General features: G+C 51.2%; 12 protein-coding genes and 1 tRNA gene. 7 read left to right on the top strand and 6 right to left on the bottom strand.

Features of this window, described 5'->3' with window-relative positions; all coding sequences use genetic code 11:
• Nucleotides 1–134 precede the first annotated feature (134 nt).
• From flgE to rfaE1, 5 genes are all read left to right on the top strand, one after another.
• Nucleotides 135–1,394, top strand: coding sequence for a flagellar hook protein FlgE (gene flgE, locus J4P41_RS11170; RefSeq protein WP_426067192.1), 1,260 nt, complete (start codon nt 135–137; stop codon nt 1,392–1,394).
• A 26-nt stretch (nt 1,395–1,420) separates the two neighbouring features.
• The gene (gene flgK, locus J4P41_RS11165; protein ID WP_426067191.1) at nt 1,421–2,935 is read left to right on the top strand and encodes a flagellar hook-associated protein FlgK; all 1,515 of its coding nucleotides are present in this window, start codon (nt 1,421–1,423) and stop codon (nt 2,933–2,935) included.
• Between the two features lie 2 nt (nt 2,936–2,937).
• On the top strand, nt 2,938–4,005 hold the full coding sequence (locus tag J4P41_RS11160; RefSeq protein WP_426067190.1) for a flagellin: 1,068 nt from the start codon (nt 2,938–2,940) through the stop codon (nt 4,003–4,005).
• Between the two features lie 67 nt (nt 4,006–4,072).
• Nucleotides 4,073–5,938, top strand: a complete 1,866-nt coding sequence (gene htpG / locus J4P41_RS11155; protein ID WP_426067189.1) for a molecular chaperone HtpG — start codon at nt 4,073–4,075, stop codon at nt 5,936–5,938.
• Between the two features lie 129 nt (nt 5,939–6,067).
• Complete coding sequence (rfaE1, locus tag J4P41_RS11150; protein WP_426067188.1) at nt 6,068–7,510, top strand: D-glycero-beta-D-manno-heptose-7-phosphate kinase; 1,443 nt, start codon at nt 6,068–6,070, stop codon at nt 7,508–7,510.
• A gap of 1 nt (nt 7,511) precedes the next feature.
• Here rfaE1 and J4P41_RS11145 read toward each other — a convergent pair whose 3' ends face one another.
• The 5 genes from J4P41_RS11145 to J4P41_RS11125 form a co-directional block, all read right to left on the bottom strand.
• Nucleotides 7,512–8,378 (bottom strand): helix-turn-helix domain-containing protein, encoded by an 867-nt coding sequence (locus tag J4P41_RS11145; protein WP_426067187.1) that lies wholly within the window; start codon nt 8,376–8,378, stop codon nt 7,512–7,514.
• Nucleotides 8,379–8,636: 258 nt separating this feature from the next.
• A complete protein-coding gene (locus J4P41_RS11140; RefSeq protein ID WP_426067186.1) occupies nt 8,637–9,143 on the bottom strand; it encodes a DUF892 family protein in 507 nt (168 codons plus the stop codon).
• Nucleotides 9,144–9,302: 159 nt separating this feature from the next.
• Nucleotides 9,303–11,795, bottom strand: coding sequence for a TonB-dependent receptor (locus J4P41_RS11135; RefSeq protein ID WP_426067185.1), 2,493 nt, complete (start codon nt 11,793–11,795; stop codon nt 9,303–9,305).
• Between the two features lie 216 nt (nt 11,796–12,011).
• Nucleotides 12,012–12,758 carry a sulfotransferase family 2 domain-containing protein gene (locus J4P41_RS11130; protein ID WP_426067184.1) on the bottom strand — a complete coding sequence of 249 codons (747 nt, stop codon included), beginning with the start codon at nt 12,756–12,758 and terminating at the stop codon, nt 12,012–12,014.
• A gap of 145 nt (nt 12,759–12,903) precedes the next feature.
• Nucleotides 12,904–13,869, bottom strand: a complete 966-nt coding sequence (locus tag J4P41_RS11125) for a bile acid:sodium symporter family protein (protein WP_426067183.1) — start codon at nt 13,867–13,869, stop codon at nt 12,904–12,906.
• A gap of 187 nt (nt 13,870–14,056) precedes the next feature.
• On the opposite strand from J4P41_RS11125, the gene J4P41_RS11120 reads away from it, so the two are divergent.
• Together J4P41_RS11120 and J4P41_RS11115 are read left to right on the top strand one after the other, a co-directional pair.
• Nucleotides 14,057–14,347, top strand: coding sequence for a hypothetical protein (locus J4P41_RS11120; RefSeq protein WP_426067182.1), 291 nt, complete (start codon nt 14,057–14,059; stop codon nt 14,345–14,347).
• 34 nt (nt 14,348–14,381) lie between these two features.
• Nucleotides 14,382–14,852, top strand: coding sequence for an MgtC/SapB family protein (locus J4P41_RS11115; protein WP_023944334.1), 471 nt, complete (start codon nt 14,382–14,384; stop codon nt 14,850–14,852).
• A 216-nt stretch (nt 14,853–15,068) separates the two neighbouring features.
• On the opposite strand, the gene J4P41_RS11110 is transcribed toward J4P41_RS11115, so the two are convergent.
• Nucleotides 15,069–15,144, bottom strand: a tRNA-Phe gene (locus tag J4P41_RS11110).
• Between the last annotated feature and the right edge of the window lie 57 nt (nt 15,145–15,201).

Raw genomic sequence — 15,201 nt, 5'->3', positions numbered from 1 at the left:
TCAGCAAGGGAAAGGGCCAAGCCTTCTGGGAAAAAGCCAGCATGTAAGGGTTTCATTAACGCTTCCTGTGGAACTGTCAGACCAGATACCAATCGGGCGCGTGGCCCGAAGCCTCAGTTCTGTCGGAGTCCGCCATGTCGATCATCAATTCTCTCAATACAGCTGTCAGTGGCCTCAACGCCCAGTCTCATGCGTTCAGCGATCTTTCCAATAACATCGCAAACAGCCAGACGACGGGTTACAAGGCCACCACGACAAGTTTTGCGGATTATGTGACGAGTAATGACCTGGCGAGTGACGGGCAGTCTCTAAGCGACAGTGTCGCCGCAACAACCCGGCAGCATACGGATACGCAGGGCATGGTTGTTTCCTCAACCAATACGCTTTCTCTTGCGATTTCCGGAAACGGATTTTTCAATGTTGTGCAGCCAACGGGGAGTACGGGCTCTAGTACGGCCCCTACATTTAACAACCAGCAATTTTATACCCGGAACGGTGATTTTTCCAAGAATAATCAAGGCTATCTGGTCAACACATCCGGCTATTATCTTGAGGGTTATCAGGTGGGGTCGACAGGTGCGTTGAGCAGCACGCTGGCTCCGATCCATATCCCGGACTCGGTTGCATTCCAACCGACGAAAAGTACGACGATGTCGCTTTCTGCGGCTATCGGCAGCACGACAGGAACAGGCCAAAGCAACACCTCAACGGCAACGGCCTATGACAGTCAGGGAAATGCCCAGACTGTTAGCCTGAACTGGGCACAATCCAGTTCAGACCCTCTGACATGGACTGTCAGTAATTCGGCGGATGCCAGTAACTCGGCGACCGTAACATTTAATAGTGACGGCACACTGGCCTCCGTAAACGGGGCCGCCCAGTCAACGGGATCTGCAGCGACATTTTCTTACACAGGGTCGCCTCAGGACATGACGGTCAGTCTTGGAACCATTGGAAGCAGTTCAGGAGTTAGCCTTTCGACGGATGGCGGAAGCTACAGCACAAATCCGACCATGACGACGAACAGTGTAACAAGCGGAACATTTACCGGTCTTTCGATGCAGACAGATGGCTCGGTCATGGCGACGTTCGATAATGGTCTGTCTCAATTACTGGCCAAGATTCCACTAACCACGTTCGCAGACCCGAATGGTCTCTCAGCTCAGAACGGACAGGCCTATACTGCTACAGCGTCTTCAGGGGCACCGGTTGTCAATGCCGTCAATACAAATGGCGCAGGCACGCTGAGCACCAGTTCTACCGAAAGCTCCACGACAGATCTCACCAGCGATCTGACCAAACTGATCGTAGCCCAGCAGGCCTATGGCGCGAATACAAAGATCGTCACCACAGCTAACCAGCTTCTTCAGACCACTCTGGCGATGATCCAGTAAGGCTGCATGGAAGGAAGATCTGAATCATGGGTTTGACGGATTCACTTTCGATTGCCGCATCCGGCCTGCAGGCTGTGCAGTATGGAATGTCCACGGCATCCCAGAATGTCGCCAATGCATCTACAGGTGGCTATATCAAGGAAGTCGCCAACGTTCAGTCTGTTGTCAATGATGGAACAGGTGGTGGTGTTCGTCGGGCAACGACGACTTTGGCGACGAATACGAATATTCAGGCCGCCCTGTATTCACAGAATGCTGACGTGGCAGAATACACAGCGACCAGCAATTCCCTTTCAGCCATCACCGCTCTTCAGGGGTCTACATCTGCGACGTCGGGCAGTAGTGGCACGCTTTCAGACCAACTGGGAAATCTTCAATCAGCACTGACATCCCTAACGGCAACGTCCTCCAGTTCGACAACCCAAAGTACGGTTCTTGCTGCTGCCAGTAGTTTTGCCCAATCGCTCAACTCCCTGGCAGAAGCGACGCAGACTCAGCGTCAAAATGCACAGGATGCTGTTGTTTCATCTGTGTCAGATATCAATACCAACCTGACAACGATTGGAAATCTTTCAACAAAAATCATGACGTTGAAAAGTCAGGGTCTTGATACGGCTGATCTGGAAAATCAACGGTTCACGGCATTATCTTCGCTTTCCAGTGATTTGAGCGTTTCATGGAAAGTGTCAGCCAACGGCGACATGTCTATTACGACATCAGGCGGGCTGACATTGCCAACGCATAATACGACGTCAGGGGCGACCAATGCGGTGTCCAGGACATGGCCTCTGACGACCTCAGAAGCTCAGATTTCGACCAGTATGAGCTATCCAGGAACTTCAGACGTTAATTCCATTCCGGCTATTACATTGAACGGAAAAGATATTACCGGACATCTGACAGGGGGAACCCTGGGGGGTAATATCACTCTGCGTGATACAACTCTTCCGACAATGCAGGCTCAACTTGATTCCCTGGCTTATACGGCGGCCAGTCGTTTCAGTGCACAGGGAATGACATTGTTTACTGCCTCGAATGGCACTGTTCCTGGAGCATCTCAAACAGAAATCACCCCGGCAGGAAGTGTAGGGTTTGCACAGGATATCCAGGTTTCTCAAGCCTATCAGGATGATCCGTCTCTGCTTGCTTCTGGTAGCACGAGTGTTGTTCAGAATGTTTTGTCGTATGCATTTGGTACAACCCAGTCAGATGGGAGTAGCCAGACGGAAGCACCGATTACCGGCCTTGGAGTGACGGGTCAGTTATCCACGGGGTACAGTGGTTCTCAAAGTCTCATCGGGCTTGCGACATCGTTGACTGCTAACCAAGCGGTAACGGCCAATACAGCCAGAAGTAACCTTTCTCTTGCTCAGACAACACAGAGCAGCTTGTCTTCAAGTCTTTCTGAAACGTCCAGCGTTTCTGTAGATACAGAAATGGCCAATATCGTGACGTTGCAGAATGCCTATTCCGCAAATGCGAAAGTTATTTCCTCTGTGCAGAGTATGTTTACGGCACTTCTGAATGCGGTTGGAAGCTGAAAATGACAGGGACAGTGACTTCTTTTGGGTATGGCGGCGTTTCTCTTCAGCAGACGTTGAATCTGACGTCACTGTCTCAGAAAAAGGATGGTTTGCAGGCACAGGCTTCCACCGGTGTAGTGTCAGACAGTTATGTAGGACTTGGAAATTCGCGGGCACAGGCTTTGGCACTTCAGCCTGCTATCACACAGGTCAGTGCATGGAGTGGTAATATTACGACTGCTCAGAACAGGTTAACCACAACGCAGTCTGTTCTGAGCCAGATTTCGACCATTGCCAGTGATCTGAATGAAACACTGTCCACCCTCGCCGGGAGTATGTCCTCAAGCACAATAGACACTGCTGCCCAGCAGGCTAAAACAGCTCTTACGTCGCTTGGTAATCTGCTTAATACCCAGCAGGGAGACAGCTATATATTCTCCGGCTTACAGTCTTCAGAAGCACCGGTGAGTGGTGATCCAGGAAACTCTGATCTGGCATCATCCATTTCTCAGGCAGTGAACCAACTGGGAACAGCAGATGCGTCCTCAGTTCTGTCGTCCACCCTGGCATTGGCGGGTAACACTGTTGACAATCAGCCATTTTCCTCATCGCTTTCGACAGATCCCACAACAGCGTCAGCACAGAATTTGCAGATTGTGACGGGAAAAAATGAGATAGCGACGGCAGGAATAGTTGCAACGCAGGGAAACGCGTCTTCTGGAAGTTCCACAGGTTCGCCTATTCGGGATTTGATGCGAAACCTGATGGTTGTCGCAGCGCTTGGGTCAGTGGATTCTGAGGGAGCCAATTATACACAGCTTATTCAAGGCCTTCAGGATACAAATACAGCAGCGATAGATGGGCTATCGGATATGAGTGGAGTGCTTGGTGTTCAGCAGAACAGTCTGACCACCCAGAGTGCTATGCTGGAGCAGATGAAATCCGCGCTGACGACGCAGTTGGGAACAACAAAAGATGCTGATCTCGCACAGGTTTCAGTTCAGATTAATGATACCAACAATCAGTTACAGGCGTCTTATTCCATCATTGCAGACATGAAGGGGATGACCCTTGCAAGTTATCTTTAAGGAGCGTTGAAAAACTCGACCTGACGTCGCATATCCAGATTACTTTCCTGAAAGGAGATTTGTAACCATGAATGCAACCCAAGGTCAGGCTGAAAAGCATGAATTTAGTGCCGAGGTCGGACGTCTGCTCGATCTCGTTGTTCATGCCCTTTACTCGGATCGTGAGATCTTTCTCCGTGAGCTCGTCGCCAATGCTGCGGATGCAACCGACAAGCGTCGTTTTGAAGCTCTGACAGACTCAGCTCTTGCTCTGCCGGAAAATGCGGGTATCCGCATTACGCCAGAAAAAGACAAGAAAGAGCTGGTCATTTCTGACGATGGCGTCGGCATGACCCATGATGAGCTTGCTCAAAATCTGGGGACGATTGCCCGGTCCGGGACCCGTGCTTTTGGCGAAAAGCTGAGTTCAGCAAAGGCAGAAGACCGCCCAAGCCTGATTGGGCAGTTCGGCGTAGGGTTCTATGCCGCATTCATGGTTGCAGACAGTGTCGATGTCACATCCCGCAAGGCCGGTTCTGATGAAGCATGGACGTGGTCTTCGGACGGGAAGGGCTCTTTTACCCTGACGCCTTCAACCCGTTCTGCGCCGGGCACAGATATCGTTCTTCATATGAAGGACGATGCTGATGAGTTTCTGGACAGTTGGCGTTTAAGGTCGATTATCCGCAAATGGGCTGACCATATCTCTTGGCCTATTACTCTGAGGGAGACCAAGGAAGACGGCACGACGGAAGATAAAGCTGCCAATGAGGGTACAGCCCTGTGGCGTAAACCAAAGTCCGAAATTACGCCTGAGCAGTATACGGAATTCTATCGTCATATTGCTCGTGCTTTTGACGAGCCGTATGCGACCATGCACTGGCACGCTGAAGGCACAACGGAGTTTACCGCTCTCCTGTTTTTGCCGAGTGCCCGACCATTTGATTTCATGGAGCAGTCGCGGGAAAGTCGGATTCACCTTCATGTCCGCCGTATGTTCATTACAGATGAAGCCGACCTTCTTCCAAGCTGGATGCGCTTCGTTCAGGGCGTCGTAGATACGGAAGATCTACCGCTGAATGTCTCTCGTGAGATGCTTCAGGCAACTCCTGTTCTTGCCCGCATTCGCAAGGCTGTTACCAAGCGCGTTCTTACTGAAATCAAGAACCGTGCGAAGGCAGGCGATGATGCTTTCACGGCGTTCTGGGAGAACTTCGGTGCAGTTATCAAGGAAGGTCTGTGGGAAGACAGCGAGCACCGTCAGGAAATCGCAGGTTTCGCTCGTTTTCACACGACTCAGAGTGATGATCTGACCACGCTTGATGACTATATCTCGCGTATGAAGGATGGCCAGGACGTCATTTACTTCCTGACGGGCGATAATCTTGATGCATTGAAGGCTTCTGCTCAACTTGAGGGATTCCGGGCCCGGGGTCTGGAGGTTCTTCTTTTGTCAGATCCTGTTGATGGGTTCTGGCCGGAACGGCTCCATTCTTATAACGACAAGATCCTGCGTTCTGTCGTGTATTCGCATGGCGATCTGGAAAAATTCCCGACAGATACTGACGAGACAGTCGAACCGGCAGATCTGGAAAAGCTCGTTCCCGCCCTCAAGGAAGCATTGGGTGATGCCGTCAAGGACGTGCGTGGAACTGTGCGCCTGACGGATAGTGCTGTCGTCATTACGTCGGAGGGAGGCCCGGATCTGGCTATGCAGCGTCTGATGCGTCGATCAGGTCAGGCTCTTCCAGAAGCACCGCCTATTCTGGAGATCAATCCGAGGCACCCTTTGATCAAAGCTCTTTCCGAGCGGGTATCGAAAGGCGAGAGTATCAAGGACCTGGCGCGTGTGCTGCTGGATCTGGCACGTGTTCAGGAAGGTGAGCCTCTTCCTGATCCGACCGGGTTTGCGCGCCTTCTGGCAGGCCTTCTTGCTGGTTCAGCGGCAGCCTGATCATCTGGCTTGATAACAGATGAGCAATAGAGCAGGGGCGGGGGGAAACATCCTCCGCTCTTTTCTTTTATAAGACCTTGTGAGACGACTGCTGGGCTTGAACCATTTCATGTTCTGGAGAGACTGGTCTTGATTGATGATTTCCGCTTCGGCCGCATTACGGTCATTGGAGACCTTCTTCTGGACCAATATGTCTCAGGAAGTGTCAGTCGAATTTCTCCGGAAGCACCTGTGCCGGTTCTTCTGAATGATGGAATCCGACGTGTCCCCGGTGGCGCTGCCAACGTGGCAGTCAATGCGGCTGCTCTGGGCGTAGAAGTCAGACTGGTCGGGCTTGTTGGTCATGATGAGGCTGCGGAACAGCTTAAAAATGCTCTGGATGAATGGCCGTCTGTTCGTCAGGAAGGAATTATTTCATCGGCGGATTGGACAACAATTACAAAAACGCGGGTTGTCAGTGGCTTACAACAGATTGTTCGCATCGACGTGGAAAAAGTCGTTCCTCTGAACGAAGATGTTCGCCAGCGTCTGATTCAGGCTGCTCAAAAAGCCATAGAAGATACGGACGTTGTGGTCTGTTCGGATTACGCAAAAGGCGTTCTTGATGACGCTGTTCTGAAAGCTGTTATTGCGGCCGGACGAGAAAAAGGGATTCCCGTTCTGGTTGATCCCAAGCGGCGCACGCTGGAAGCTTATGCTGGCGCAACTTTGGTTACGCCTAACAGACTTGAGGCCGAACAGGCGACGGGGCTGTCTGCGCGGACAGATGCAGAGGTTCTGACTGTTGCAAAGGCTTTGTCAGGTCAGTTTGGTGGGGATGTTCTGATTACCCGATCGGAAGATGGCATGACCCTGTGGCGGCGTGATGGGACGTATCAACATGTGGCCGCGCGGAAATCAGAAGTGTTCGATGTGTCTGGAGCCGGCGATACGGTCGTTGCGACTGTCGCATCTGCTCTTTCCGCTGGGCAGGACCTGGAAACGGCTGTGGTCATAGCGACGGCAGCAGCCTCTCTTTCGGTAGGAAAACTTGGAACAGCAACGGTTTCGAAAGAAGAGCTTTCGCGCGAACTGGGACAGGAAGTTCCAGAGAATGGGGCATTGGTTACCGTGCAGGAAGCAAGGCGTATCGCGGAAAATTGGCGGCGGCATGGTGCACGGGTTGTCTTGACGAATGGATGTTTTGATCTCGTTCATCCGGGCCATATTTCCCTGTTGCAAGCAGCTGCGCGGCAGGGAGACAAACTGATCGTTGCTCTGAATACGGATCGGTCGGTCGCCGCTTTGAAGGGGCCAAGTCGACCAATTCAGAGGGAAGAGGCAAGAGCTACGGTTATTGGTGCGTTACGGGCGGTAGACCTTGTTATTCTGTTTGATGAAGAGACGCCGCTGAACGTTATTCAGGCAATCAAGCCAGACGTTTTGGTTAAGGGATCAGATTATACCGAAGATCAGGTCGTTGGCGGTGATTTCGTAAAATCCTGCGGGGGACGGGTCGCTCTGGTTGACCTTGTGAATGGCCAATCAACCACCCGTCTTGTCAGAAATATGAATAATGCAGGTTCTATCTGACTTACCCGGTAAGTCGTTTTGGCCGGGCCTCTCTGGGAGACAGGCCAAATTTTTGACGGAAACGCCTCGAAAAATGCGCGGCATTTCTGAAGCCATGTTTAAGAGCAATTTCGGCAATAGTCTCTGAGGCAAAATCCAAGGATTGAAGATCCTTGTGAATACGTTCAAGGCGTCTGCTTAAAATCCACCCAGAGACAGCTCCCGGTTCTCCGTCGAATAGAAGATAAAGTGCTCTGGTTGAGATGCCACAAGCTTTTGCGATGACCTGCGGGGTCAGGTCAGGCTCGTGCAGCTGAGATTCGATATAGGCGCGGATGTGCTTTTGTCGATGTCGCCGGCGCCCTTCAGTTGAGAGATCCAGATCAAGCGCGTCCAGAACGGTTGTGAGAAGCAGATTCGTCAAATGTTGGAGAATGCGCGATTGAGTCTGCAACGGAGATGAGAGCAACATATCCTGAGTAATGAGGTTGCAGGTCACAAACAGGAAATGACCCGGACCGGATCTGGTCTGGATTGTGACAGGAGGCAACCCGGACAAGACTGGCAACTGAGCGAGAAGCGCTTCTTTTCGCACGGAAAGAGCCAGAATGTCGTTTCCCCGAAAGGAAAGAAAGGCAGCTTGAACAGCCTCATCTTCAGGAGCCACAGAAAGGTGGCTAGCACTCAGATAGAGAATCCCGCCTTCATTGGGACTGAGAAGAACGAGTGCTTTTTCCTGTGCGAAGCATTTTGTAAGTGTCTCTCGCTTGTGAAGCCAGGAAGCTGGTATGCGCTGCACAACAGGTTCAAAACCGCGTGAAGGGGCGGGAAGTGTAGCAAGCGGAATAATGCGAGCGGGCAGCTCTGATGAACGCCCATCTTTGGACATGGCAAAAAAACTCTAAGAAAACTTCTAATGTAGCGGCCGAGATTTCTCTTTCAGAGACACATGCGCCACATAAATGTTCGAAGAAGGCAGGGAGTGGCTTTCGATGAGACATTTTGGGTCTTTTTTTTGAAAAAGAAACAGAAATCTTTAGATTAAATTATTTTTGAAGAATCCATCCCTTCTGGATGATGGTTAGTTAATTTCCAATTTCGGAATGACTTCATAATTTATAAATATTATTATCTACTGCTAATTATATTAAATGGTCGACAAATATTCTGTAAGTATATCGGGAAAATTTTTACGAAGGAGGTCAAGGGATATATTTTCTTCTGTATGCAGACGCTTGAGAATCGCGATGTCACTTACGAAGCCCAGACGTCCCGCCAGAAGTAACAGGATATCCAAAGATGCGACCTGATAGGATCGATAACTGATATTTGTGAGGACGCCCTTAAGAAGGTCACTGTCTTCCCCGTTATGAAAGAGGCTGGAGACGGTGTTTAGAATTGAAGAGACTGTTTCATGAGTTGCCGGGATAGGCTGTCCATGTCGATCCAATAGGGTTTTGATGTCTTCGGCATGAGCGCGCCGCATGTCGAGATCCTGTCTCATCTGGTGGTTCAGGGTTTCATAACATGCGCAAACGGGTAGCTCGGAAAGAACAGTTTCAATCGTTTTGGTTTCAATGGACAGATGGTCCTGCAGTCGCTCCAGATAAATATCCACTACGGATTTTTCTGCGGATTTGGTTCTGCTGGCCATAATAAAGTCTCTCTAACGTCGTGACGACGGGGTTTTATCCTATATCTGTGTAGGACAACGGGTCTGTCAACGGCGGGCAATATGTTGTTTGCCGTCCATAAAAAAATCCCCATGCCAGAGAACTGGCATGGGGATTGGAACTCGCTGCTTTCTGAAAGATCAGAAGCCAGCGCTGACGCTTGCAATCGCTGCGAATGGAGCGGCAATGGCATAAGTCGGCGTTGAACCACTGATCGTCTTGCCAAAAATGCCCGGCTGGCTTTTGGCGTTGGTCTGAATACCCTTGACGAAGCCGAGATAGGCCTTGTCGGACAGGTTGGAGAAGTTGATCCGAACGTTCGGAGCCTGAAGGAATCCGAGGTTGCTGAAGCGATAACCAATGTTTGCGTTCATCAGAACATAGCCCGGAATGGACTGGTCGTTCATGAACGTGGAGTACTGGCGGGACACATACTTCAGGTTGTAGCCACCGAATAGATGACCGTCGTCGTAGTCAAGGTTGAAGCCGACCTGGAACTTTGGCGTTTCCGGTGCGAACTTGCCCTTGGTGCGCAGATAGTCGATGCCGGAGCCGCTACCAGCCTGAAGATTGCTGCCAAGGCGGGCATCAACATATTCGAAGGACACATATGGGCGGAAGTAACGGAAGATCGGGCGGGTGCCGATTTCAGCATCAACACCGTTGGTCGTCTGGCCGCCAGCGTTGACGTTGGTGCTGAAATAGCTGTCACAACTTTCGTTTGCGCACTGGCTGGAAGACATCAGGCGGTTTGTGAAGTCGTAGTGGAAGTAGGTGATCGACCCCATGATCGTCTTACCAGTGTACCGGTAGCCTACTTCTTCCGAAATCGAGATTTCAGGATTCTGGTTCAGGTTGGCGTGCGTTGCATATCCGGAGCCAGCATAATAAGCGCCAGCATCGTAAAGCGAGTAATTGGTCGGCATACGGAAGTTGGTCGCGCCGGAAACGAAGATCTGGTTTTCCGGATTGATCTGATAACGGATCGCAACGGTTGGCAGGGGTTCATAATAGGTTTTGCTGGTGTTCCGCCCGGTTGACGTATCCGGCAGCATGTTAGTGCCGCTGCGCATCACGATGGAGTATTTCAAACCGGCATCGATCGTCAGTTTGTTGTTCAGCAGAGACAGCGTGTCACCGATGAACATGGTGTGAACGCGCGTCTGGGTAATGGTGTTACGGTACATATAGGTCTGACCGTTCGAGAGTACGACGTTTGCCGCAGCCCCCCAAACATCCCATGGATTTCCGTCTTGCCCGACACCCGAATATGGGCCTGACTGAAGCTGTTTGGCATACTCAAACCAGTAACCAACCATCAGACGGTTGTTTCCCGTCGTCAGTGTCAACTTCGTGACAGCGCCAGGACGATAGGTCTGAGTGTTGGAGGGATTGTAAAGAAGACGGTAGCCACCGCCTTTTCCTTCAAGGGTCCCTTTAAGTGATGTGCTTCCGTAATTGATTTTGTCCATATTCGTCCAGTACGCACTGCCGCCGTTACCGTCGCCGTACCAGAAATATGGTGTTTCTGTCAGGACAAGGTGATCTGCTAGCTTGAAGGTAGAAGGTGCGCTGGCATAAATATTGGTGAACGGGTTCTGGTGCAGTTTGTAATACGATGCACCGTGGTCAGAAGCATTTGGATTATAGGTCGAATTCCAGACCGTGTTGGAAATGTTCTGGCCAGCAGCATTCTTGCCCGGAGCAACATAGCGATCCTTGATCCCGCGACCATAGGCATCCCAAGAGGCCATGTTCACGTTGGGAGTCAGGTAGTTGTAAAGGCGGTTACCAACGATGGCGAGAGAGACGCGGTTGCCGTCGCCCCAGTCGTTCACGATCTTGGTTTCGGCGTGCAGCTTGCGGTTTGTCGCGTCGCTGTTGTTGACGCCTTCCGTTGCATAAGAACCGGAGAAGTAGGCGCGCAGATTGGTGTTACCAATCTTGCCTGTGTCGAGACGCAGGAAGCCGCGCGTGTAATCGTAGGAACCATAGCTGACGCCCAGACGGCCGCCGGCTTTCATCTGTGGGTCGATCATGTACATGTCGACCACACCGCCCGTTGAGCTGATGTGCGGGCTGTCGAGGTCAGCCGAACCCTGGGCAACGCGAACTGTCCGCAGGTTTTCGGAGTCTACGATTTCCTGAGAGTAGACCGCGAAGTTTCCGATGTCGTTGATCGGGAAACCTTCAAGCGTAAAGCCGATCTGGGACTGGTCGAGACCGCGCATACTCATGGAGCTGCCCGTCATACCTGCCGGATCCCCAGACGATACGTTTGCGCCCGGAAGCAGGGAGATCAACTGCATTGGGTCTGCGCCCGGTACCTGCTTCTCGATAAAGTCACGAGATACGGCCGAAACAGACTTGGCGCTATCCTGCTTCTCCATCAGACCGCCACCGACCGCACGACGGGTTACACCGTCAAATGCATGGTGACCGCTGACAGAGACATGCTCTTCATGCACGTCGGTTGGAGCCGTGTTGCCCATCATGGATGGAGCAGAAATTTCCGTTTTTGGCTTAGCTTTGTGGTGTTTCACATCAGAAACATCCGAAGCGGGAGCCGCAAGCGCCGGCATTGTACCGAATGCAATCAGCGCAGAGGTCGAGAGGAGGCGTGTAAGGCGCATCGTCTGTTGGGTCTTTCTCGGCCAGACATGGTGGTTCGGCAGAGGAAAACCACGGTTTACAAATGGTATCAATTAGATGATGCGAGTCATACTATGACACATAGGGTATATGGTAATTTCGCCACAAGCTTGGCTGCAAATGGCCATTTATAGGGCAATACACGTATGTTTTGTGACAGTTCAGAGAAATACCAGAATATTTCGCTTTCTTGCTCATCAGGGACGTAAAGCTTCATCCTGTGCATAAACTTTACGGATTCTACGGATCTGCTCGGCGGTAACGTTCTGAGAGTGTGGATTCTGGTTCAGATGCAGGATGGTTTGCCCGTTCATGACAGGAAGCAGATCAGGGAGCTGTGAGATTTTCTCCATTGGAAAAAGAGTGTCAACAGCGAGGGTTCCATCCTTTTCGCATACATACCAGGATTGTGGACGGAAGACGTGGTCTACAGCATATGGAGAGGACTGGTTTTCCACATATGAAATGGCGTCATCGAGTGTGTGAAACGATCTGTAAAGGTTGTTAACGGACGGATGAATTTTAACAGTTGCTGTGCCGCCTTTTCTGGCGAAGGCCCAGGCAGAAACGAAGCGTTCTACCGGATCACGCCAGATAGCAAAGCTTGGCAGATTCCGACACAAATCCGGTGTGACCCTCCGGTAATATCTGATTGTCTGGTGCATCATGGAGCAGCCATAAAGCTGGGTACAAAGAGAAGTTCCGCCATTTTTGGGAACATGAATAAAAAGGGTTCCGGCTTTTCGGATCCGTTCAATTCGGTTCAGGCGTTTTTTTCCAAGGGGGAGAGGGAGTCGGAGTTCTGCAGCGCGCTCATGAATGCCATTGAACTGGCTGATACGAAAGAGTTGGCAAAGAAGAGACTGAGGGAAGCCGTCCGGTATAGAGGAGGGGTCTTTCTGGTCTTCAACTGGCACCTTGATCACCGAAGAATGTAGCAGCATCGTGTGAAAGCCCCATTTTTGAAGATGGGATGACAGTGAAAGATAGGTACAAGGCAGTCAAAGAGCGTCTCGTGACGAAAAGAAACGACTTTAACAATCTTATTATAAAATTATTTTTCTCAAAAAAATAGAATTTTTATTCTGTTTATGGTCGTCTACTATAATTCCTTGCAAGAAGTGTGCAGGTAAAAAGTTGGATTTGATGATAGATCATTAGAGGAAGTACTATAATTCCTACCGAAGATGCCGGAAAAATAACGCTGGCCATTGGTACTCCTGAGGCCAAAGATTTTTTTGAACCGCAGAACTGCAAGGTAATACTGCTCTCAATAGACTGTTTCATGCCCTTGCCCATGGCATGTGAGAGAAACAGAACAAGTGCGAGCAGTGCGCTGTCCAGAAGGGCAACTTCAAAAAGGTGGGTCATCGAAACGCGATGCCAGATTCCTTCAACCACGGCAGAGCTGAAGGCTGTGTAAACGACAACAACAATAGAGCCGCGATCGGTGAAGGAGATGAGAAATTTGTGCCGCCGAACAATGGGCCCCACCCATGTCTGTAGGATCTGACCCAGAAGAAAGGGGAGCAAAAGTTCTTTTGCGACGTCCAGCACGCTGTCCAGCGGAGAATGTCCAGCATTCCCATGGCCAAGAACGAGGCCTGTCAGGAGGGGCGTCAGGGCAATACCGGCAATATTTGAAACTGTAGCGGCACAAATTGCTGCTGGGACATTACCGCGGGCGATAGAGGTCAGCGCAATGGAGGACTGAACTGTTGAAGGCAAGCAGCAGAGGAACAGAATACCGGACCATAGGTCTTCACCAAAGAGGGCATCCGGGAAAATATTTTTGAACAGCAGGTGCAGTCCTACGCCCAGAACGGGGAAAAGAGCAAAAGTGCACAGAAGCACCGTTCCCTGAAGCCGCCAGTCCCGCACGCTCTCGACAATCGCATGACGTTGAAGTTTGGCCCCCTGAAAGAAGAACATCAGGGTGATTAGGACGGTCACTGCCTGCTGGAGGATATGCTGCATCTGTCCTCGGCAGGGCAGAACAGAGGCCAGAATAATCGCGAAGATCAGGGCCATGAGGAAAGGGTCAAAACGCTTCATGGAAAACATATGTCTGCATTCGCAATGAACATGCAATTGGTCTCTCTATCATTCATGATGGACATTCTCGTGAAAGAGTGTCGGATGCCGTGAGGTCCTGTATGCTGTCAGGTATGACGGATCAGAATGACAGGCTTTCATTGGGCCACCACGACGCCCTGGCTTCAATTCTGACCGTGGGGCTTTCGTGAGTGCTTCCCGTGTTGTCGAAGAGACTCCTATCTCGGCACTGACACCCCATCGTGATGAATCAAGCAATTCTCATCAGGAACCGGGGAACCATTCTGCGGTAGTGAATCAGCCTGTCATCAGAACGCAGATCGATGATCTTTACCGACCGACTGTCGGGACGGCGCTGGTGTTCCCTTCAAGCCCGCTGGACACACTCAGCCTTCAGGCGATTAATGCCGGTGCAGCCGTTGAGAACCTGAGTCTATATCCGCTTCATAAGACCATGGATCGGTCTACGGCGATGTAGCTGAAGGTTCTGGCATTTTGAAAAGGAGAGGGACGTGCATTTTACCCAGACATTTGACGCTCATTCTTTCCTGGATACTTTTGGAAGCTATCTGGCGGCTTTTGTGTTCGGAACGATGATCGGTGCAGAGCGACAGTTCCGGCAGCGTACGGCGGGTCTGCGGACGAATGCTCTCGTTGCGATTGGGGCGGCTGCATTCGTGGATCTGGCCGAGCGAATTGGCGGAGATGTCTCTGCCATTCGCGTGATTGCTTATGTCGTATCGGGGGTAGGGTTTCTGGGGGCGGGCGTCATTATGAAGGATGGCCCGAATGTCCGTGGCCTTAACACGGCAGCCACGCTTTGGTGCTCTGCGGCGATTGGAGCCTGTACAGGCTGCGACATGATTGCAGAAGCGGCATTGCTGACCGCATTCATCCTTGGCGCGAATACTGTTCTGCGTGTGCTGGTCAAGTGGATTGATCGACGTCTGCCAACGCAGATTGAACCTGTGGACCGGGAGTAGTCTGGTAAAGGGCGTATTGAATTGGTTGGATGGGCAGCTGTGTGACGGAGGCTGAATCCGGTGTCCGCCATCAGCAAACGCTTTATTTCAGCACCAAAGCATTTCCCGTAATATATCTCGCGGAGCCATGGCCTGTCTTGATGCACAGGAAAGGTCTGACGCAGAGCAGACGGTAGCAGGCCCCAAAAAGCATTTTACCAAATTTTAGGGGATAAATGGTGCCCAAGACCGGGATCGAACCAGTGACACTGCGATTTTCAGTCGCATGCTCTACCAACTGAGCTACTTGGGCACCGGGCTTAAGGTGAAACACCCGCTGCGGAAACGGGGTGTAGCTCATGATTCGTTT

The sequence above is a fragment of the Gluconobacter sp. NFX36 genome (genome assembly GCF_049887835.1).
GTDB lineage: Bacteria > Pseudomonadota > Alphaproteobacteria > Acetobacterales > Acetobacteraceae > Gluconobacter > Gluconobacter japonicus_A.
Note: the sequence above shows the minus strand (reverse complement) of the source record. Positions and strands in the feature narration are given on the sequence as shown.

Coding starts and splice junctions, on each gene's coding strand:
- flgE (WP_426067192.1), top strand. CDS start 135: ATGTCGATCATCAATTCTCTCAATACAGCTGTCAGTGGCCTCAACGCC.
- flgK (WP_426067191.1), top strand. CDS start 1,421: ATGGGTTTGACGGATTCACTTTCGATTGCCGCATCCGGCCTGCAGGCT.
- J4P41_RS11160 (WP_426067190.1), top strand. CDS start 2,938: ATGACAGGGACAGTGACTTCTTTTGGGTATGGCGGCGTTTCTCTTCAG.
- htpG (WP_426067189.1), top strand. CDS start 4,073: ATGAATGCAACCCAAGGTCAGGCTGAAAAGCATGAATTTAGTGCCGAG.
- J4P41_RS11145 (WP_426067187.1), bottom strand. CDS start 8,378: ATGTCCAAAGATGGGCGTTCATCAGAGCTGCCCGCTCGCATTATTCCG.
- J4P41_RS11140 (WP_426067186.1), bottom strand. CDS start 9,143: ATGGCCAGCAGAACCAAATCCGCAGAAAAATCCGTAGTGGATATTTAT.
- J4P41_RS11135 (WP_426067185.1), bottom strand. CDS start 11,795: ATGCGCCTTACACGCCTCCTCTCGACCTCTGCGCTGATTGCATTCGGT.
- J4P41_RS11130 (WP_426067184.1), bottom strand. CDS start 12,758: ATGCTGCTACATTCTTCGGTGATCAAGGTGCCAGTTGAAGACCAGAAA.
- J4P41_RS11125 (WP_426067183.1), bottom strand. CDS start 13,869: ATGAAGCGTTTTGACCCTTTCCTCATGGCCCTGATCTTCGCGATTATT.